Raw genomic sequence first — 19,965 nt, 5'->3', positions numbered from 1 at the left:
CATTGGGACGACCTTGTTTATTGTGCGATTGTAAAATAAGCAATGAATAGAACAAATACAACGAGTGCATTTATTAAATTGTATTTTGAACGAGAAATCTTTTTATCGAATCGATCAGATTTGTTAATGAATTTAACTCCTAAGTAAGTAATGATAATTGCTAAAACCAAAGCGAGAATTGGTGATATTGGATATACATGTACATCGACAAAATGAACGATAATGATTGCAATAGCCATGGCAATACCGTAAGCAACTTTCTTTAAGGTTGGTTCTTTCACTGATTCTGCTCCATTTCTTTTAAAAATAACTTATTGTATAAGTATAACTTCTTTTTAAGGTAATTCCTTTACTATTGTATTTAAGTATTTCATTTCACTTTGAATTTTTTGTTTTAATTCTTTATTTTCAAGGACATCGCAATGGGGATTTCATTATATCGCCTCAAAAAGTGTTAACCCGAGTAACTCTATGTTAACCTTATTATAACCCCGAGTTGCAGAAGCTGGTTGGTGAGTAATTTTAATGCCTGTTTAGCAAGTAAAGGAAATGTAGCCTGGGCTAATACTGCACTCTTTGGAGACTGAGGATTTGCCTGCATAGGAATGGCTAGAGCATAAAACAATTAATAGGAGGTTTTGAAATGCTAAGTAATACATTGTCATTAATCCTAATTGTGCTAGGCATCGTCCTAGCTTTATCTCTATTTGGTGTTATCGAAATTCCGCTAGGATTCGTGTATATCGGCATATTTATAGTGGCCATCGCCCTGTTAATAGTTATTTTTTATAGAAAAAGGAAAATGGAAGGAAATAACTCCTAGTAAGGAGCTATATAGGGAAAAGTCGGTTCTCAGAAGTAAGGAGAACCGGCTTTTTTCAATTAAAATACTCTTTTAGTTCATTCTCTAAGAAAGGATTCGCATGGAGCATTTGTTTAAACTGCTTATATTCTATCAGTTGTTCAGGTGTTGCCTTTTTCCCTGTTTTATATGCGCGTATTAAGATGTTTTTAGGAGTGTTTTCTAAATCGATAAATTCGACAAGTTGTGCTTCGTAACCAACCATATTTAAGATTTCAGCTCGAATAGAATCTGTTGCAAGTGCTGCAAAACGTTCTTTTATAAGACCGTGTTTCAACATAATATCTAGACCTGGTGCATCTAGCTGTCTATTCAGTTCGTGCTGACAGCAAGGAACACTTAAAATAACGCTAGCACCCCATTTGACAGCGCGGGCAAGAGCCATATCTGTTGCAACATCGCAAGCATGGAGCGTGACTACCATATCCACAGCAGTTTCCTCGTTGTAATCATTAATATCTCCTACTAAAAACTCTAACTGATCATAGCCTAAGTCCTCAGCAATTTTCGCGCATTCTTCAATAACTTCTTTTTTCAAATCTAAGCCTGTTACTCGAATGTCGAGACCCTTTTCAATTTTTAAATAATGATAGAGGGCAAATGTTAAGTAAGATTTACCTGATCCAAAATCCAGAATTCGAACGGTTTTGTCCTTTGGTAAGTGAACAAGGGTATCATCGATAAATTCAACAAAACGATTGATTTGTTTAAATTTATCGTACTTTTGTTTTTTTACTTTTCCTTCAGCGGTTTGGACGCCTAAATGTATAAGGAATGGATACGGTGTATTTTCATCTAGCAAATAATTTTTTTTTCGATTATGTGATAGGTTTACTGGTTTTGCTGTACCTAATTTCTCGGACTTCCACATTACTTTGTTTTTCTTGGAGAGTTGGATTTGTACTTTTTCCATTGTGAAATCAGCATGGATTTGACGAAATTGTTCCAATAGTTCGGTCAGTGTTGTTTCAAATGCCTCTATTGTAATATTTTCATGCTTCAAAATACGTTCATATTGATACTCTAGCTGAATATGATATACATTTTTTATTTCAATCGGTTTTAGTTTTACTCGTTTAATTTCATTTGACTTGGCACGAGGCTGACTGACTGTAGCAGCAACCAACTGCTTTTTCTCTATTTGCTCTAGCAGATAATCTTTCATTTCTTGAAATTCCATAAAAACCGCCTTCTTTTAGTAGGATCCTTGGCAATAGTGTATCACAACAAGGAGATTCTAGGGTAGAAGGATGGGTTAGTTGGAAAAATGAATATATTAGTTGGAATTTTAGGTCGACTAGTTGGAAAATAAGCAAGTTTAGTTGGAATTATAGGACCTTTAGTTGGAATATAAAAGAAATCCCCTTCAGTCTTGAAGGGGATTGTCTTTAATATAAGTTAGTGTTTTACCTGAAATTCCAAATATTATAGTTAACATCGGGCTAAGCAAGCAGAAAAACGCAAACGGCAAATAGTCGAGAGTAGAAACAGCTAATACATTCGTGATAAATATACCGCACACACTCCACGGAACAAGAGGATTAACGACAGTACCTGCATCTTCCATTACTCTTGCCAAGTTCTTATTGGCTAAACCGACCTTTTGGAATGGAGCTTGGAACGCCTCTCCGGTCAATAAAATCGATAAGTATTGCTCTCCGATTAATGTGTTTACTCCAATTGCGGTAAAAGCGGCTGCCGAAATAACGGATCCGACAGTTTTTAATGAACTCTCTATTTTTAGTAATAAACTTTGTACGATACCAAGAGTGAATAAGAGCCCCCCCATACTTAAGGCAAGTAAAACGAGACCAATAGTGAACATCATGCTATTCATACCGCCTCTGGATAACAGGGAGTCTACAACTTCAATACCTGTTTGAGATGAATAGCCAGTGAATAATATGTTTAATATTTCTCCAGCTGTAAGGTATTGATGGAAGTAAGAAACGACAATCCCTGCAATAGAAGTTAGAGCAAGAGATAATATTGCAGGCACTTTTTTTATGGAAAGTACAATAAGTAAAACAAGTGGTAATAATGTGTACCAATGAATCATACCTGTTTGAAGAAGACCTTCTTGAAAGCTTGAAATCTGCTCCAAATTTTGAAAATCTTTATTTGGCGATAACATACCGTAGCCTATTAGAGAAATAACAAATGCTGGAATGGTTGTCCATCCCATATTCTTTATATGCTCGAATAAATCCACATGAACAATTGCAGAAGCAAGATTTGTAGTATCTGATAACGGAGACATTTTATCTCCAAAAAAAGCACCGGAGACTATTGCGCCAGCTGTAATTGCTAAAGAAATATCCATCGCATCTGCCATTCCGATAAAGGCAACTCCAACTGTTGCGACAGTAGTTAGGGAGCTTCCGATAGACAAACCAATTATACATGTAATGATAAATACGATGGCATAGAAAAAGTGGGGCGAAATGAACTGAAAACCAAGATATATAAGTGTAGGGATGGTTCCACCTATCATCCAGCTACTAATTAAAATGCCAATAAAGAAAAAGATGAAAATAGCTCCAAGCCCCGCCTTTGAACCTTCTACAAGTCCATCTTCTAATTGTTTGTAAGGTACTCTTTTTATGAGTCCGTACGTAATGAGTAAAAGAATAGCGAGTAAAATAGGCATATGTGGAACTGTATCAAATTTTATAATGCAAATGGCCATTATAGAGATAATTGATAAAGTAATCAGTATTGACTCCCAAAATGATGGAGTGATTTTTGATTGAATACGAAACATTGTATAACCTCCAAGGTGATTAATATTAGACATTAAAAAAACCTTCTATATCCCTATTTGTTAGGGACGAAGGAATCTCCGCGGTACCACCCTATTTGTTGGGCCATACATACCCAACCACTTCATTTCAAAAAGAGCTTTAAAAATTGTTGTAATTCATCTGTCATTCTACCTGAACTTTCACCAACCGTTCAGTCTCTTTTTTCTGTAAACATGCAGACTACTATGACAATCACTCTTATATAATTCACTTTCGCGATTCAACGCTTTCAATCACTGAAGTAATTAGGATTTTACCACTTTTCAGCGACCTGTCAAGTAAACTAGTAATTTTTTAACACTATTATTTATTCAGAATTTTATGATAAAATGATACTGCATATAAACAATCAAAGGGGAGATTTGTTTGTTAAATGAAAAAACAGTAGGAGAAATTGTTAAAGAAGCAGCGAGAAAGTATCCGGAAACAGAAGCATATGTTTACCCAGAGCACGGTATCCGAAAAACTTATAAGGAATTCGATGAAGAAACTGACGAGCTAGCAAAAGCTTTTATTGGAATGGGGATACAAAAAGGGGAACATGTTGCAATTTGGTCAGACAACAAAAGAGAGTGGCTACTAAGTCAGTTTGCGACTGGAAAAATGGGGGCAGTACTCGTTACTGTGAACACGAACTATCAAGAAAAAGAGTTAGAATATTTATTACAACAATCTGATTCTACTACCCTAATTTTATGTGAGTCTTTTAAAGGTACTTCCTATTTAGATATTTTGAGATCGGTATGTCCTGAGATTTATCACTCTGAAAAAGGGAATATTCAATCCGAAAAACTTCCTCATTTTAAACGTGTCATTGTGATGAGCGGAAATCAGTATCCTGGAATCTATACTTGGTCGGAATTACTTGCTCATGGAAAAGGAGTATCTGATGAAACTTTAGATGAAACGTTTAAATCACTTAATAATGAAGAAGTGATTAACATTCAATATACTTCTGGAACAACAGGCTTTCCAAAAGGTGTAATGCTTTCACACAAAAATGTAGTCAATAACGGACAACTTGTCGGAGATTATATTCATCTTTCGGAACATGATCGTCTATGTATTCCCGTTCCATTCTTTCATTGTTTCGGCTGTGTGATGGGGACAATTGCATCGATTACTCATGGTACTACAATGGTCATTGCGGAACAATTCGAGGCGGGAAAAGTCCTGCAAATTGTACAAGATGAAAAGTGTACAGCCTTACACGGTGTACCAACGATGTTTATAGCAGAGCTAAACCATCCAAAATTTACTCAGTTTGATTTATCTACACTCCGTACCGGGATTATGGCAGGCTCCATTTGTCCAATAGAAGTCATGAAAAAAGTGATGGAAGATATGGGGGCATCCGAAATTACAATTGCATATGGACAAACAGAATCATCCCCAGTTATTACACAAACAAAAACAGACGATGCAATTGAAAAACGGGTTTCCTCTGTCGGTAAAGCACACCCTGGAGTTGAAGTTAAAATTATCGATCCGGTGACAGGAGAAGAAGCACCGGCAGGAGTTCCAGGAGAACTTTGTACAAGAGGTTACCTTGTAATGAAAGGCTATTATAAAAATGAAGAAGCAACAAAATCTGTTATTGATTCGAATGGCTGGCTTCACACAGGAGATATTGCTGTAATGGATGAAGATGGTTACATCGATATTACAGGGCGCATCAAAGATATGGTGATCCGTGGTGGAGAAAATATTTATCCAAAAGAAGTAGAGGAATTTCTATATCAGCATCCTGCTATTCAAGATGTGCAAGTAGTCGGCGTGCCTGATGCCAAATACGGAGAAGAGCTAATGGCTTGGGTCATTTTGAAGGCTGGTGAAAGCTTAACTTCAGAGGATTTAAAAGAGTACTGTAAAGGGAAAATATCGTTTCATAAAATACCAAAGTATGTGGAGTTTATCAATTCATACCCAATGACAGCTTCTGGTAAAATTCAAAAGTTCCTTTTAAGAGAAATGTCGAACGAGAAAATTGAAGTGTAATAATAATTACCGACATATTTCCTGGGAAATAGACATAAAAAGTATAGATGCATATTCAATAATAGTAGAGACAAATAAAAGTGGGGAATCTATCGGTAGCACATATTATTTTACGTACTATCTAAAGATTTTACCGTGGAGAAATGTCACATTTTCTCATTTATCGTCTAATGTGTTTAGGTGATGTGAAAATACCGCTTACTTGTTGGATAGGATGATTGAATAATTGGGGTCTAGAAGGGTAATGAATAGTTAGGTGAAAAATTAGGAGTCTGAATGGTCCATATATAAATAAAAAAATTATTATGAGGTGACAGAGATTGAGTTTAAAAGCAGACAATATATTTGTTAATTTACCTGTAGAAGATCTTAAAAAGTCAGTTGAATTTTTTTCGAAGATTGGATTTGAATTTGATGCAAATATGACCGATGACAATGCAACGTGTATGATCATAAATAAAAATATTTATGTTATGTTGTTAGTTAAAGATTATTTTAAAACATTTACGAAAAAAGAAATTTCAGATACAAAGAACAGTGCTGAAGTGATTTTGGCATTATCGGCAGATAGTAAAGAAAAAGTAGATGAAATTGTAAATAAAGCATTGGAAGCCGGTGGGAAAGAATCCTATGAGCCTGTTGATCATGGTTTTATGTATGTTTGGAGTTTCCAAGATATAGATGGTCATCAATGGGAGATAATGTTTTACGATGAAAAGGGAGCCACTCAAAATTAAAGATTAAAGTTAAATTCTAATAACTAGCAGGCGTTGATCCAAGAGGATTGACGCTTTTTGTAATGATTTTTATTATAACTTTAGCAGTAGGTAGAACGGTTATTTTATTACTAGTCGCTGGAAGTGGAAATCAACGAAGAGATTTGAAAAGACCTTATAGACCATCATTTTTATAAGCGATGCTTTTTGGATTTGTTGTATACTATTACAAAGGAAATTTATAGAATTAGAGGTGTATTCATGTATTTAGATCACATTGTTCATCTTGTAACAAAAAAACCAACAGAAGTTGTAGAAGAGTGGAAAGGTAATGGGTTTCATGCTGTTATAGGAGGACAGCATACGCGATGGGGTACGTATAATGCGCTTCTTTATACAAAAACTAGTTATATTGAATGGCTTGCACTAGAAAATGAAGAAATTGCATTAAATGCAAATCATCCATTAATCAATCTTCTACTACATGATTTGAAAACGAAACCAGGTTTTGGAACAGTTTGTATTCGAACTGAAAACATTGAGAGTCTATTTAATCAACTCGAACGAAAAGGTATAGAAACCTCCGGAGTTTTACATGCTGAAAGAAAAACGACAAGTGGGTTGGTTCGTAAGTGGAAAATGCTTTTCGTAAAGGAAGAAATAAGTAACGATTTACCGAGTCCGTTCTTCATTGAATGGCAGGAAGATGATGAAGAACGCTATCAATTATTACAAGAGGACGGAACAATAGTGGATAGTAATTTAGAGTTGACTATTTCAACTTGTGAGTTTCATGTGAGGAATCCTCGGGAAGTAATGGATAAATGGAAAAACTACTTTGAGATAAAAGAACAAGATAACCAAACATTACTACTAGCTAATACAAATTTAGTTTTTAAAAAGCTTGAGACAGGAGAACAGGAAAGACTTGCTTGTATATATGTAAATGGCCACGGAAAGCAGGAGCCGATTTATTATGAGCAAGGGACTTATTGTTTTTGCGAATAGGGGGAATCAGTTTGGATGAATTATTAGAAAAGGCGATTGTCGTCGCTGTCAATTTGCAAAGTGACGAGCATTTTGAATATGAATTAGAGGAGTTACACAACTTAGCTAAAGCGTTAAATGTGGAAGTTGTAGGAGAAGTGACACAAAATCTTGAAAGAGTTACGTCATCCCATTATGTTGGTACAGGTAAAGTGGAAGAGATTAAAAACTTCTATGAAGAAGCAGGAGCAAATCTTGTCATTTTTAATGATGAACTTTCACCGTCCCAAATTCGTAACTTAGAAAAAGAATTAGAATGTAAGGTAATCGATCGTACGATGCTTATTTTAGATATTTTTGCACGTCGAGCTAAATCGAATGAAGCACAAATGCAAGTAGAGCTTGCCCAGCTCCAATATATGTTACCACGTTTAGTAGGACTAAGAGCATCACTTGGTAGACAGGGTGGGGGAACTGGCGGCGGATTTAAAAACCGTGGTGCTGGGGAAACGAAGTTGGAGCTAGATAGACGTAAAATTGAAGACCAAATTGCTAAGTTAAAACGTGAGCTAGAGCATGTAAAGGACCAACGAGAAACACAAAGAAAGCAACGGAAGAAAAATGCCATACCAGTTGTGTCACTAGTTGGATATACAAATGCTGGTAAATCCACTATTATGAATCAACTTCTTCATAAAATTGGTCAAGAAGAATCGAAGCAAGTATTTGAAAAGGATATGCTTTTCGCGACATTAGAAACTTCTGTTCGGCAAATAAAATTGCAGGATCAGAAAGAGTTTTTATTAACTGACACGGTAGGATTTGTTAGTAAGCTTCCTCATCATCTTGTCAAAGCTTTCCGCTCAACGTTAGAAGAAGCTCGAAATGCAAATTTACTTCTCCATGTGGTAGATGTTTCGAATGAAGAGCACCGCTATATGATGGAGGTTACAAACGAAACCTTACATGCTGTCGGGGTAGAAGATGTACCAACTATCTATGTATATAACAAATCAGATTTGGCAGAATTAAAGTATCCTCATGTATCCGGCAATAATATTTGGATTTCTGCAAAAGAAGGAACGGGTTTAGACGAGCTGCTCGAATTGATTAAAAAGCATATTTTTTCTAATTATGTACAATGTTCTTTACTCGTACCATTTGATCGAGGAGATATCGTGTCATATTTAAATGAGCATGCCTCTATTATGTCCACCTCTTATGAAGAAGAGGGTACTCTTGTAAAAGTAGAATTAAAACAATCCGATTACAACCGTTTTGTAGAGTTTGTATATGCCGAGTAGTGATTAAAAAAAAGGTTGCTCACAAGTAGGATTTTTACTTGCGAGCAACCTTTTTCTATTGGTAATTAGAATCTTATACTTCTTGAAACTGAATATTATGAAGTCTGGCAAAAATTCCATCCTGCGCTACTAATTCACTATACGAACCATCTTCTGCAATTCCGTCATCGGTTACAACAATTACTCGATCCGCATCACGGATGGTTGCAAGACGATGGGCAATAATAAGGGTTGTACGATTTTCTGCAAGCTCCATTAAAGATTTTTGGATGATTTTTTCTGTCTCTGTATCAAGGGCAGAAGTTGCCTCGTCCAAAATTAAAATTGGAGGATTTTTAAGGAACATGCGGGCTATTGCTAGACGTTGTTTTTGTCCTCCTGATAATTTAAGTCCACGCTCACCGATTTGTGTGTCATATCCGTCTGGAAGAGAACTGATAAAATCTTCTAAATGTGCTTTTCTCGCTGCATCTCGAATTTCTTCTTCCGTTGCTTCTTTTTTACCGTACGCAATATTCTCTCGAATTGTACCAGTAAATAAAAATACATCTTGTTGAACGATACCAATTTGAGAACGTAAAGATTGCATCGTAACATCCTGGATGTTTAAACCATCAATAGAGATTGCACCTTCATTCACATCATAAAAACGAGGAATGAGCGAGCATATAGTTGTTTTACCAGCTCCAGAGGGACCAACAAATGCAACGGTTTCTCCAGCTTTTATCGATAAATTAATATTCTCGAGCACTGATTTATGCTCATCATAGCGAAAGCTGACATTTTCAAACTCAATGTCTCCATTCAAATGAGATACATTTAATGCATTCGATCGGTCTTGAACCTCAGGATCCTGCTCAACAAGTTCTAAAAAGCGTTTAAATCCGGCCATTCCTTTTGGATACAGTTCTAAAAGTGCAGTAATTTTATCTACTGGTTTTATTAACACGTTTACATAAAGGACAAAACTTACTAGCTGTCCGTAGGATAGCGTCCCTTTGTATGTGAACCATGCTCCTACAACCAAGACGACCAATGTTACAAGGCGAGTCATCATATAGATGCTGGAATGTGTTCCAGCCATCACTTTATAAGCAATAAGTTTTGCTAGTCGAAATTGACCGTTATCTTCTTTAAAGCGAGCAATTTCAAAGTTTTCATTTGTAAAAGATTGTACTACTCTAACACCGGATACACTATCTTCAACGCGAGCATTTACGTCTGCAATTTTACCGTACATGTTCTTCCATGCTTTGTTCATCATAATATTTCCGTATGTAGCAACAATAGATAAGAACGGGACCATAATGATGGCGATCACTGCGAGCTCTGGATTAATGTTGAACATAATTGCAAAGGCACCGATCAATGTCATAATGGCGATAAATAAATCTTCGGGACCATGATGGGCAAGCTCACCAATATCAAATAAGTCATTTGTAATCCGGCTCATAATATGCCCGGTTTTTGTATTGTCAAAGAAGCGGAATGATTGCCGTTGTACATGGTTAAATAATTGCTGTCTCATATCCGTTTCAATATTTATACCGAGTTTATGACCTAAATAACTAACGATAAATTGAAGAAATGTACTTATTATATATACGATAAATAGTAAAATACTCACCCTTACTATCATATTCCAATCTCCACCTGGTAAAAGGTCATCAATGAACCATTGAACTGCTACCGGAAATGCAAGTTCTAAAATAGCTACGAACACTGCACTGCTAAAGTCGATAATGAATAATCGTCTATGCGGTTTGTAAAAGGCAAAAAACTTTTTAAGCACAGAAATCTACTCTCCTTTCCTATGTCATAACGACTATTATATAGAATAATTTCAGAATTCGAAATAAGTAAATGTTTTTTGACAATAAAAAAAGGGAAGTTTATAATATGTTTTTTATAAGCAACGCTCAAAGGTCAGACATCTGTACAACTTTTTGATTACTTTGAGTTTTCTAAATTAGAAGAGAGGTATAAAACATGGCTACAAAAGAAGAAATAGTTCAGTCGGTACCGCAGAAAGGGTTTTTTGGGCATCCAAAAGGTTTATTGTCTCTATTTTTTACGGAGTTTTGGGAGCGCTTTTCTTACTACGGAATGCGAGCGATATTAATTTATTATATGTACTACGAAGTAACAGCAGGCGGACTAGGGATGGATCGTACTACAGCTAACTCGATAATGGCTATCTACGGTTCATTAGTTTATATGTCTGGAATTATTGGTGGTTGGATTGCTGATAGACTTTTTGGTACTACTAAAACCGTATTTTACGGTGGTGTCCTCATTATGTTTGGACATATAGTGTTATCGTTTCCTGGTGGAACGACACCATTATTTATTTCAATGGCTTTAATCATTGTCGGTACGGGTTTATTAAAACCGAATGTTTCTAGTGTCGTCGGAGATTTGTATTTAGAAACTGATCCTCGTCGTGACTCTGGCTTTAGTATTTTCTATATGGGTATTAACATGGGGGCATTTATTGCACCTTTAATTGTCGGAACAATTGGACTAGAGTATAATTTCCACTTAGGATTTGGAATTGCAGCTATAGGTATGGCAATTGGTTTAATAGTATTCCTAATTACAAAGAAAAAGTATTTAGGTTTAGCCGGCTCTTATGCTCCAAATCCAATGGGAAGAGAAGAGCGCAAAAAAGTATTCACTAGAATTGGGGTTGGAGTATTACTACTTCTAATCATCGGATACTTTTTAATTGAACAAGGTATTATGACATTTGATGCATTTACAATGACCGTATCTATCTTAGGGATTGTTATTCCAACGCTTTACTTTATCGTTATGTATAGAAGTGAAAAGACAACGGTAGATGAAAAATCTAGATTACTTGCGTATATTCCGTTATTTGTCTCAGCGATGATGTTTTGGGCAATTCAAGAACAAGGATCAAGCATCTTGGCGGTATATGCAGACGAACGTGTAGATTTAACGATCGGTTCTTTTGAGATATCTCCTGCATGGTTCCAATCATTGAATCCGTTATTTATCATTGGGTTTGCTCCAGTGTTTGCTTGGCTTTGGGTAAAACTAGGGGATCGACAACCATCTACACCGAAAAAATTCGCATACGGCCTATTATTTGGTGGTCTGTCGTTTATCGTCATGATTATCCCAGCGTATGTAAATGGGACTGAATCACTTGTTAGTCCATGGTGGCTAGTATTGAGTTTCTTTTTAGTTGTTCTTGGTGAATTATTACTTTCGCCAGTTGGTCTATCTACAACTACTAAGCTTGCGCCAACTGCATTTGCTGCACAAACGATGAGTTTGTGGTTTATGACAAGTGCTTCTGCTCAAGCGATCAATGCACAAGTCGTTAAATTTTATTCTCCAGAGAATGAAATTCTTTACTTCGGGGTCATAGGTGCGGTAGCAATTGGAATAGGATTTTTACTATTCTTCTTAACACCACTTATTCAAAGATACATGCGTGGAGTAAACTAATAGAAAATAAATGAAACCTTTCCTTAACTTTCCTCGTAAAGTTATTATCAATAGGGAAGGGATGATAAACGATATGAAGAAATGGTCGATACTTTTAGCTGTAGCCACATTAACATTAGGTTTAGCAGCGTGTAATGAAACAGCTGCCCCGGCAAATGAGAAGGATGTAACTGAGAAAAGTGAGTTAACTTTACAAGAAGTATATGATAAGTCAATGGCAGCTTCAGAAGAATTAAAGAGTGTAAAAGCAAAAATTGATATGAAGCAAACGATGCAATTGCCTGGACAAGACGTAAATTTAGACATTAATTCATTAATGGATATGGATTATATAATTGATCCATTACAAATTCACCAAACAGGAACAACATCTATGAAATCTACTGATGAAAATATGGGAAATCAAGAGATGAAGATGGAGAGCTATATAACGAAGGATGCTTTTTATACGTATGAGGGAGAATCTGGTCAATGGATGAAGTTTCCTCAAGAAATGATGAATCAGTTAATGAGCACAACAGATCAATCTAATCCATCAAATCAATTAAAACAAATTGAAGGATATTTAGAAGACTTCACCTTTGAGCAAGATAACGACAACTATATTCTTACTTTAGAAGCGTCTGGAGAAAAATTCACCGAGTTAGTAAAAGAACAAGTGGATGAGGCTCTTCAAAACATGGTTGGTGTGGAAGAAATTGAAATGGATATGATTATTAATTCCGTAAACTACTTAATTCATATTGATAAAGAGACATTCCAAACAAATAAAGTAGATATGATTCTTGATATGGATATGACAATCGACGGAGAAACAATGAATATGAAACAAGATATGAAATCCGACTTCTCTAATTTCAATCAAGTAGAAGAAATTGTTATTCCTCAAGAAGTAATTGATAATGCGGTAGAAATTTAAGCTTTAACTGTATATGCGAAGCGTCAAGTCGATATTAAAAATAGCGAAAAAGACTGCTGTAATTGTTGCGAAAAAGCGACAATTACAGGCAGTCTTTTTGTTTTACATATTTTTTATAGTAAAATTAACTATGAGTTAATTTCAAAAAGTATTTTTTCATAAATACACTAACATATATCACTTTGTTGATTGGAGCTACAGGCGACGACTCCAGCGGGATGAGTGAGACAGATAAGTCATCACAAACGGCGCATAGCGACGGTGATGACTTATCGCTCACCCCGCGGAAAGCGTTCGCCTACAGCGGAAATCAACTAAAATATATTTATTTAGTTTCCTTTAAATGAAATTGCTTCATATAAATAAAATAGGATGAACTGGCATATACGTGTATTATCAATTGAAAATCATTTTCATTTAAGCGTTGACTTGTTTTGTCAAGGTGCTATAATAAAAACTGTGAGTAAATGATAATGATTTTCACTATCGCCCTTTCACAAATAGAAATGTTGAGGATAGTTATGAAAAAAAGATATCTTGTAATTGCACTAGTCGCACTTTCTCTCTTATCTCTCTTTGTTGGTGTAACTAGAATCTCACCAATGGATTTGTTAGATATAACTTCGGAAGAGACACAAATATTTCTCATTAGTCGCTTACCTAGACTTATCGCCATAATACTTGCAGGAGCAGGGATGAGTATCGCAGGTTTAATAATGCAGAGTCTTAGTAGAAATAAATTTGTATCACCGACCACAGCTGGTACGCTTGATGCTACCCGCTTAGGTATTTTAATCTCGATGCTTGTATTTACAAATGCAACGTATATGCAAAAAATCGCTTTTGCATTTATATTCGCACTAGCAGGTACATTGCTCTTCATGCAAATACTAAATCGGATTAAATTTAAGGATGCAATTTTTGTTCCGCTTGTAGGTCTGATGTTCGGAAATATTTTAGCCTCTATAACGACGTTTTTCGCTTACAAATCAAATATAATTCAAAATATCACCGTTTGGTTACAAGGAGACTTCTCTTTAATTTTAAAAGGTAGATATGAATTGCTTTACATAAGCGTACCAGTACTTATTATTGCCTATATTTACGCTAATCGCTTTACTGTAGCAGGAATGGGAGAGGATTTTGCAAAAAATCTCGGTCTTTCCTACAAAAGAGTATTAAATTTAGGTTTAGTGCTAGTTGCTTTGATCTCTACAACTGTTGTTTTGACAGTTGGAATGATTCCTTTTTTAGGATTAATCATCCCAAATATAGTATCCATATTTAAAGGAGATCATTTAGAAAAAACATTACCACATACTGCGTTGCTAGGAGTCATTTTCTTGTTGATATGCGATATTCTAGGTAGGGTATTAATCTTTCCTTATGAAATCCCGATTAGTATGACAGTTGGTGTAATCGGAAGTGCAATCTTCCTATTCTTGCTGTTTAGGGGGAAAGCATATGCGTAACAAAACAAAAATGATTATATTACTAGCTTTGGCAATAGTTTTTATAGTACTTTATTTGTTTCAAGGGTTGAATGGAAGCTATGATTATGCATTGCCACGTCGAGCCATAAAGGTATTGGCGATGGGACTTACTGGGGTAGCGATTGCTTATTCTACGGTAATTTTCCAAACTATTACACATAATCGAATATTAACTCCAAGTGTAATGGGTCTGGATTCGTTATACATGTTAGTACAGACATGTATTTATTACTTCTTTGGTTCAATGTCGATTTTAGTTATAAACAAAAACTATAATTTCTTTATTTCTGTTATAGCAATGATCGGATTTGCTCTGTTACTTTATCGCTTTTTGTTCAACGCAGGGAAACGCCCAATCTATTTCTTGCTACTTGTAGGGATTATATTAGGAACATTTTTAGGAAGTATTACAACTTTCCTTCAAGTACTTATTGATCCAAACGAGTTTACAAGTTTACAAAATAAGATGTTTGCAAGTTTTAACAACGTAAACGGTGATTTAGTTTGGTTAGCGATGGTTATTATTGTCTTAGCCATCCTATATGGTTGGCGCACGATTAGAGAGTTGGATGTAATGTCGCTAGGACGCGATAATGCTATTAATCTCGGTGTGGATTATGACAAAATAGTTAAAACGATGCTCGTACTATCAGCTGTTTTAATTGCTACTTCTACAGCGCTGGTTGGTCCTATTACATTCTTTGGCTTAATCGTCGCAAACTTATCGTACCAATTCTTCAACACATACAAGCATTCGGTATTAATTACTGGAGCTAGCATAATGAGTTTAATAGCTCTAATTGGAGGACAGTGGATTGTAGAACGTATATTTACATTTGATACAACACTGAGCGTGATAATTAACTTTCTCGGAGGAATTTACTTCATTTATTTATTACTAAAGGAGAGTCGAGCTACATCATGATACAAGTTAAAGAAGTAACAAAGTATTTTTCTAAAAAGCCAGTAGTGGATAACGTAAGTGTTAATATCCAGTCAGGAAAAATTACATCCTTTATCGGACCTAATGGTGCTGGAAAATCTACACTTTTATCAATGGTTAGCCGCTTATTGGATGCAGACACAGGTGAAGTTCTACTGGATAAATCGAATGTTAGTAAATGGAAATCCGATGATTTTTCTAAACGCGTATCCATATTAAAACAATCAAACTATATGAATGTACGCTTAACGATTCGTGAACTAGTGTCATTCGGCCGATTTCCTTATTCTAAAGGACGTTTAAATGCAGAAGACATGAAAATGGTCGACCAGGCTATTGAATATATGAATTTAGCTGATATCGAGGATAGCTATTTAGATGAACTTTCTGGTGGTCAACGCCAACGCGCTTTTATCGCAATGGTTATTGCTCAAGATACGGAATACATCTTGCTAGATGAGCCATTAAATAATTTGGACATGAAGCATTCTGTACAAATTATGAAGATTCTTCGCAAGCTTGTGGAAGATCTAGGTAAAACGGTTGTCATCGTATTGCACGATATTAACTTTGCATCCGTGTATTCAGATTATATTGTCGCATTGAAGGACGGTCGTGTGATCAAAGACGGTCCTACTCATGAAATTATTAACTCTGATGCACTAAAAGAAATTTATGACATGGATATTCCAATACAAGAAATGAATAGCTGTCGAATTTGTGTTTATTTTAATTCATAAGAAAAAGGAGCGTTTATATAGATGAAAAACAAGAAATTTTTAGCGGTGATTTTCGCCATGCTAGTTCTATTACTTGCAGCGTGTGGATCAAACGAAGATGCGTCAACTAAAGAAGAAGGTACTTCAGAAGAAAAAACAGGATCAAACGAAGCATCATCAGTTTTCCCATTAACTATTCCTCAACCAGAGGGATATAAAGAAGTAACACTAGATAAAAAACCAGAAAATGTTGTTGTTTTTGACTATGGTTTTCTTGATACATTAGATGCACTAGGCGTTGATGTAACAGCTGTATCTCAAAGCAGCCTTCCAAAATATTTAAGCAAATATGCAGATGAAGCTGCATATAAAAATGCTGGCGCACTTAAAGAGCCAGACTTTGAAGCAATCAGCACGATGAATCCGGATGTAATTTTCATTTCTGGTCGTCAAGCAGACGCTTATGAAGAATTAAGTAAAATTGCTCCTACTGTTTATGTTGGAGTTGATACTACTGACTACATGAATTCATTCAAAGCTAATACTGAGTTAGCTGGTAAAATTTTCGGTAAAGAAGCAGAAGCAACAAAGGCATTAGAAGAAATTGATGCAAAGGTTGCAGAAATGTCAGAGAAAACAAAAAGCATTGAAGAAAAGGCTTTAGTAGTTCTTGCATCTGAAGGTGAACTAAGTGCATATGGTCCAGGTTCACGTTTTGGAATAGTACATGACGTGTACGGCTTTAAAGCAGTTGATGAAAATTTAGAAGTTTCTACACATGGTCAAAATGTTTCATATGAATATGTGTTAGAGAAAAATCCAGATATCCTATTCGTAGTAGACCGTGATGCAGTTGCCTCTGAGGGTGAGTCTGGCACAAAAGCGGCGATTGAAAATGAAATCGTAAGCAAAACAAATGCTGTTAAAAACGGTAAAGTATATTATTTGGATCCAGAAGCTTGGTACTTAGCAGGTGGCGGTATTGAATCGGAAAATGCAAAAATTGATGCAGTCCTAGAGGCAATTAAATAATATGTTTTATCAAATAAAACGGATGGTTATAAAAGAAGGTTTTTCGTCTAGTGTGGTAGAACGTTTTCAAGGAGAAGGAAAACTTGAAAAGCAACCGGGCTTTGAAAAGTTAGAAGTTCTAGTGAAAAAAGTTCGCCGTGGGGAAGAAGAAGTCCTTGTAGTAGTAGGTTGGACATCAGAAGAAGACTGGAAGAATTGGGAGAAGAGTCCCGAGCATATAGCTGGTCACAAAGCGAATATAGGAAAGCCAAAGCCCGATTATATTATTGAATCCAGCCAAAATGTATATGAAGTAAAAGTAAGTAAATAATTTGAAATCCACAAGGTACACGTACCTTGTGGATTTTTTTCGGCAGAATCGATCAATCTTCATGTTAAGTCGCTCCATAAACGAACCGAATCGCTCTATTAATTGGATGCTTATATTTTGATTGTACATAATATATTATCTAGCTTATACTTTTTGTTAGGAGGGGATTTTGTGAAAAAATGGTTTTATCCACTCGGAGTAGTTACTTTGGTAGGATTTGTCATGTTGTTTCTAAAAGTTTCAAAAGAAGAAATTATAGCAATTGATCATACAATGTCCGAACTTCTTGCAGGAAATGCTTTTATAACTTTATTTCATTATATTGGCGAAACAAAGTTTATTTTAGTAGCTATGCTTCTATTAATTATCTATTTGTGGTTACATTCAAGAAATTATAGAGCTATGCTCTTTGTTTTATTTTCAGTAGGTGTAGGAAATGTGCTAAATCAATTATTAAAAAAGTGGATTCAAAGAGAACGACCAGATGTTCCTCATCAATTAGAGACCTTTAGTTTTCCTTCCGGCCATGCAATGGTTGGTTTACTTTATGTATTTACCATTACCTATTTATTGACAGAGCATCAGTCAAATAATAAAATCAAAATTTTTACGTGGATTTTGGCTGTTCTTCTTGCAATGATGATTGGTCTATCCCGTATTGCAGAGAGTCGTCATTTTGCTTCAGATGTGTTTGCTGGATGGATGGTAGGGTATACATGGTTTGTAGTGGTTGCCTTATGGTACGAATGGAGAAAAAAGAGTTTTAAAAAAGAATAGAAACAAAGGTCCTTTCCTTTATGGAGAGGATTTTTTAACTTGTAGAATAAAAAAAGGAGCAAATGTATATGTTTGAGCTACCAGATGAACTAGTTAAACTTGGTAAAAAGAGAATAGAAGGTTTTCCTGTAGAAGGTTTTGTTAAGGGGAGAGGGCCGCAAACCCCTACAATTATGTTAATTGGGGAAGCGCCAGGAGAAAATGAGGCAGTTGAAGGTATACCTTTCATAGGAAGAGCAGGCAATGAATTAGCAAAATCACTTGCCACAATCAACCTATCGAGAGATGAAGTATATATGACGAGTGCTGTAAGAAGCAGACCATATTTGTGGAAAGAGAAGAAAATGAGAAATGGGGAAATAACGAAAAGAAAATATAATAGGCCACCTACTCAGCAGGAAATAATTGCTCACGCACCACTTCTCGATTTTGAATTAAAAAATATTTCCCCACTCGTTATTGTAACTTTAGGCAATGTAGGACTCCAGCGTCTATTAGGAAAGGAAGCAACGGTGTCAGAGATGCATGGCCAAATCATAAAACATCCCGTTCAACACCTTGCTTCACTAAAAGAAAGTGTATATAAATGGTCTACAGAGGAATATATTATAATGCCTACGTATCATCCTGCCGCAGTTTTTTACCGCCCGTCTAATCGAGATATATTAGAAAAGGATTGGTTAAATATTGGAGAGTATATTAAAAAATCTACTGCATTTTAATACTTTCTTCAATTGAAAAATGTTGCGTCGAGGAAACTTAATGCGTATAATAAAGTGGAAATCATTGATAAGAAAGAAGTTGGTACAATGGAAGGCAATGTTGTTTTTGCACTATTACTTACATTGTTTGCGGGATTAGCAACAGGAATAGGCAGTTTGCTATCTTTGTTAACTTCTCGAACAAATACTAAATTTTTATCTGTTGCGTTAGGATTCTCGGCAGGTGTAATGATATATGTATCTTTAGTTGAAATATTTGTGAAAGCAAAAGTTTCATTAGTAGCGGAGCTAGGCGAGAAAAATGGTTATTGGATGACCATTGTTGGTTTTTTTGGTGGGATGATTTTTATTGCGATTATTGACCGTTTATTACCTTCCCTTGGCAACCCACATGACGCTAAAAGTGTAGAAGATATGGATGTGACACCAACTAATGCTGAATACACAAAACTAATGAAAATGGGTATGTTTACTGCACTCGCCATCGGAATACACAACTTTCCAGAGGGAATTGCAACATTTGCTTCTGCGTTGCAAGATCCAAATCTAGGGATTGCCATAGCGATAGCTGTAGCTATTCATAATATTCCAGAAGGGATTGCGGTTGCTGTTCCTATTTATTATGCGACTGGAAATCGTAAAAAAGCATTTAAATTATCATTTCTTTCGGGACTTGCAGAGCCTGTGGGTGCGTTTGTTGCATACTTAATATTAATGCCATTCTTAAACGGTGTAGTTTTCGGTGTAGTATTTGCCGCTGTTGCAGGAATTATGGTGTTTATTTCGTTAGATGAACTATTACCAGCTGCAAGAAAATACGATGAAGCGCATTCTTCTATTTACGGTGTCGTAGCTGGAATGCTTGTAATGGCACTTAGTCTAGTTTTAATGGCATAGAAAAG

The 19,965-nt window shown here is 35.7% G+C and carries 19 protein-coding genes; 15 read left to right on the top strand and 4 right to left on the bottom strand.

The window, feature by feature from the left end:
• Positions 1–17: 17 nt before the first annotated feature.
• Positions 18–281, bottom strand: coding sequence for a hypothetical protein (locus tag PGC35_RS09665; protein WP_375219001.1), 264 nt, complete (start codon positions 279–281; stop codon positions 18–20).
• A 362-nt stretch (positions 282–643) separates the two neighbouring features.
• Between PGC35_RS09665 and PGC35_RS09660 the strand changes: the two genes are divergently transcribed.
• Positions 644–823, top strand: coding sequence for a hypothetical protein (locus PGC35_RS09660; protein WP_375219000.1), 180 nt, complete (start codon positions 644–646; stop codon positions 821–823).
• Between the two features lie 55 nt (positions 824–878).
• On the opposite strand, the gene PGC35_RS09655 is transcribed toward PGC35_RS09660, so the two are convergent.
• Entirely contained in the window at positions 879–2,042 is a 1,164-nt protein-coding gene (locus PGC35_RS09655) for a class I SAM-dependent methyltransferase (RefSeq protein WP_375218999.1), read from the bottom strand.
• A gap of 186 nt (positions 2,043–2,228) precedes the next feature.
• Complete coding sequence (gene nhaC, locus PGC35_RS09650; protein WP_375218998.1) at positions 2,229–3,626, bottom strand: Na+/H+ antiporter NhaC; 1,398 nt, start codon at positions 3,624–3,626, stop codon at positions 2,229–2,231.
• A 406-nt stretch (positions 3,627–4,032) separates the two neighbouring features.
• On the opposite strand from nhaC, the gene PGC35_RS09645 reads away from it, so the two are divergent.
• The 4 genes from PGC35_RS09645 (at position 4,033) to hflX (ending at position 8,671) form a co-directional block, all read left to right on the top strand.
• The gene (locus PGC35_RS09645; protein WP_375218997.1) at positions 4,033–5,664 is read left to right on the top strand and encodes an AMP-binding protein; all 1,632 of its coding nucleotides are present in this window, start codon (positions 4,033–4,035) and stop codon (positions 5,662–5,664) included.
• A gap of 320 nt (positions 5,665–5,984) precedes the next feature.
• Complete coding sequence (locus PGC35_RS09640; RefSeq protein ID WP_375218996.1) at positions 5,985–6,401, top strand: VOC family protein; 417 nt, start codon at positions 5,985–5,987, stop codon at positions 6,399–6,401.
• 240 nt (positions 6,402–6,641) lie between these two features.
• Positions 6,642–7,388, top strand: coding sequence for a VOC family protein (locus PGC35_RS09635; RefSeq protein ID WP_053591598.1), 747 nt, complete (start codon positions 6,642–6,644; stop codon positions 7,386–7,388).
• 11 nt (positions 7,389–7,399) lie between these two features.
• The gene (gene hflX / locus PGC35_RS09630) at positions 7,400–8,671 is read left to right on the top strand and encodes a GTPase HflX (protein ID WP_375218995.1); all 1,272 of its coding nucleotides are present in this window, start codon (positions 7,400–7,402) and stop codon (positions 8,669–8,671) included.
• Between the two features lie 73 nt (positions 8,672–8,744).
• On the opposite strand, the gene PGC35_RS09625 is transcribed toward hflX, so the two are convergent.
• Positions 8,745–10,463 (bottom strand): ABC transporter ATP-binding protein, encoded by a 1,719-nt coding sequence (locus PGC35_RS09625; protein WP_375218994.1) that lies wholly within the window; start codon positions 10,461–10,463, stop codon positions 8,745–8,747.
• A 197-nt stretch (positions 10,464–10,660) separates the two neighbouring features.
• Here PGC35_RS09625 and PGC35_RS09620 point away from each other — a divergent pair, with 197 nt between their 5' ends.
• The 10 genes from PGC35_RS09620 (at position 10,661) to zupT (ending at position 19,960) form a co-directional block, all read left to right on the top strand.
• On the top strand, positions 10,661–12,148 hold the full coding sequence (locus PGC35_RS09620) for a peptide MFS transporter (RefSeq protein WP_375218993.1): 1,488 nt from the start codon (positions 10,661–10,663) through the stop codon (positions 12,146–12,148).
• A 73-nt stretch (positions 12,149–12,221) separates the two neighbouring features.
• The gene (locus PGC35_RS09615) at positions 12,222–13,067 is read left to right on the top strand and encodes a DUF6612 family protein (RefSeq protein ID WP_375218992.1); all 846 of its coding nucleotides are present in this window, start codon (positions 12,222–12,224) and stop codon (positions 13,065–13,067) included.
• Positions 13,068–13,588: 521 nt separating this feature from the next.
• Positions 13,589–14,539, top strand: coding sequence for an ABC transporter permease (locus PGC35_RS09610; protein ID WP_375218991.1), 951 nt, complete (start codon positions 13,589–13,591; stop codon positions 14,537–14,539).
• Positions 14,532–15,485 (top strand): iron chelate uptake ABC transporter family permease subunit, encoded by a 954-nt coding sequence (locus PGC35_RS09605; protein WP_056830965.1) that lies wholly within the window; start codon positions 14,532–14,534, stop codon positions 15,483–15,485. Before PGC35_RS09610 ends, PGC35_RS09605 begins: the two co-directional genes overlap by 8 nt.
• Entirely contained in the window at positions 15,482–16,243 is a 762-nt protein-coding gene (locus PGC35_RS09600; RefSeq protein WP_375218990.1) for an iron ABC transporter ATP-binding protein, read from the top strand. Before PGC35_RS09605 ends, PGC35_RS09600 begins: the two co-directional genes overlap by 4 nt.
• Positions 16,244–16,264: 21 nt before the next feature.
• Entirely contained in the window at positions 16,265–17,254 is a 990-nt protein-coding gene (locus tag PGC35_RS09595; protein WP_053591606.1) for a siderophore ABC transporter substrate-binding protein, read from the top strand.
• Position 17,255: 1 nt separating this feature from the next.
• Positions 17,256–17,564 carry an antibiotic biosynthesis monooxygenase gene (locus PGC35_RS09590; protein WP_375218989.1) on the top strand — a complete coding sequence of 103 codons (309 nt, stop codon included), beginning with the start codon at positions 17,256–17,258 and terminating at the stop codon, positions 17,562–17,564.
• Positions 17,565–17,735: 171 nt separating this feature from the next.
• Positions 17,736–18,341: a phosphatase PAP2 family protein gene (locus PGC35_RS09585; RefSeq protein ID WP_375218988.1), complete on the top strand. Its 606-nt coding sequence runs from the start codon at positions 17,736–17,738 to the stop codon at positions 18,339–18,341.
• 68 nt (positions 18,342–18,409) lie between these two features.
• Positions 18,410–19,063 carry a uracil-DNA glycosylase gene (locus PGC35_RS09580; protein ID WP_375218987.1) on the top strand — a complete coding sequence of 218 codons (654 nt, stop codon included), beginning with the start codon at positions 18,410–18,412 and terminating at the stop codon, positions 19,061–19,063.
• Positions 19,064–19,150: 87 nt separating this feature from the next.
• On the top strand, positions 19,151–19,960 hold the full coding sequence (gene zupT, locus PGC35_RS09575) for a zinc transporter ZupT (RefSeq protein WP_056831147.1): 810 nt from the start codon (positions 19,151–19,153) through the stop codon (positions 19,958–19,960).
• Positions 19,961–19,965 lie beyond the last annotated feature (5 nt).

It is taken from the genome of Psychrobacillus sp. PGGUH221, from assembly GCF_042055255.1.
Taxonomy (GTDB): Bacteria; Bacillota; Bacilli; order Bacillales_A; family Planococcaceae; genus Psychrobacillus.
This window is presented reverse-complemented; position numbering and strand designations above follow the sequence as displayed.

Excerpts from the sequence above, each read along its gene's own strand:
- PGC35_RS09610 (WP_375218991.1), top strand. The coding sequence starts at position 13,589 with ATGAAAAAAAGATATCTTGTAATTGCACTAGTCGCACTTTCTCTCTTA.
- PGC35_RS09580 (WP_375218987.1), top strand. The coding sequence starts at position 18,410 with ATGTTTGAGCTACCAGATGAACTAGTTAAACTTGGTAAAAAGAGAATA.
- PGC35_RS09620 (WP_375218993.1), top strand. The coding sequence starts at position 10,661 with ATGGCTACAAAAGAAGAAATAGTTCAGTCGGTACCGCAGAAAGGGTTT.
- PGC35_RS09655 (WP_375218999.1), bottom strand. The coding sequence starts at position 2,042 with ATGGAATTTCAAGAAATGAAAGATTATCTGCTAGAGCAAATAGAGAAA.
- PGC35_RS09595 (WP_053591606.1), top strand. The coding sequence starts at position 16,265 with ATGAAAAACAAGAAATTTTTAGCGGTGATTTTCGCCATGCTAGTTCTA.
- PGC35_RS09635 (WP_053591598.1), top strand. The coding sequence starts at position 6,642 with ATGTATTTAGATCACATTGTTCATCTTGTAACAAAAAAACCAACAGAA.
- PGC35_RS09605 (WP_056830965.1), top strand. The coding sequence starts at position 14,532 with ATGCGTAACAAAACAAAAATGATTATATTACTAGCTTTGGCAATAGTT.
- PGC35_RS09660 (WP_375219000.1), top strand. The coding sequence starts at position 644 with ATGCTAAGTAATACATTGTCATTAATCCTAATTGTGCTAGGCATCGTC.
- PGC35_RS09590 (WP_375218989.1), top strand. The coding sequence starts at position 17,256 with ATGTTTTATCAAATAAAACGGATGGTTATAAAAGAAGGTTTTTCGTCT.
- PGC35_RS09600 (WP_375218990.1), top strand. The coding sequence starts at position 15,482 with ATGATACAAGTTAAAGAAGTAACAAAGTATTTTTCTAAAAAGCCAGTA.
- PGC35_RS09615 (WP_375218992.1), top strand. The coding sequence starts at position 12,222 with ATGAAGAAATGGTCGATACTTTTAGCTGTAGCCACATTAACATTAGGT.
- zupT (WP_056831147.1), top strand. The coding sequence starts at position 19,151 with ATGGAAGGCAATGTTGTTTTTGCACTATTACTTACATTGTTTGCGGGA.
- nhaC (WP_375218998.1), bottom strand. The coding sequence starts at position 3,626 with ATGTTTCGTATTCAATCAAAAATCACTCCATCATTTTGGGAGTCAATA.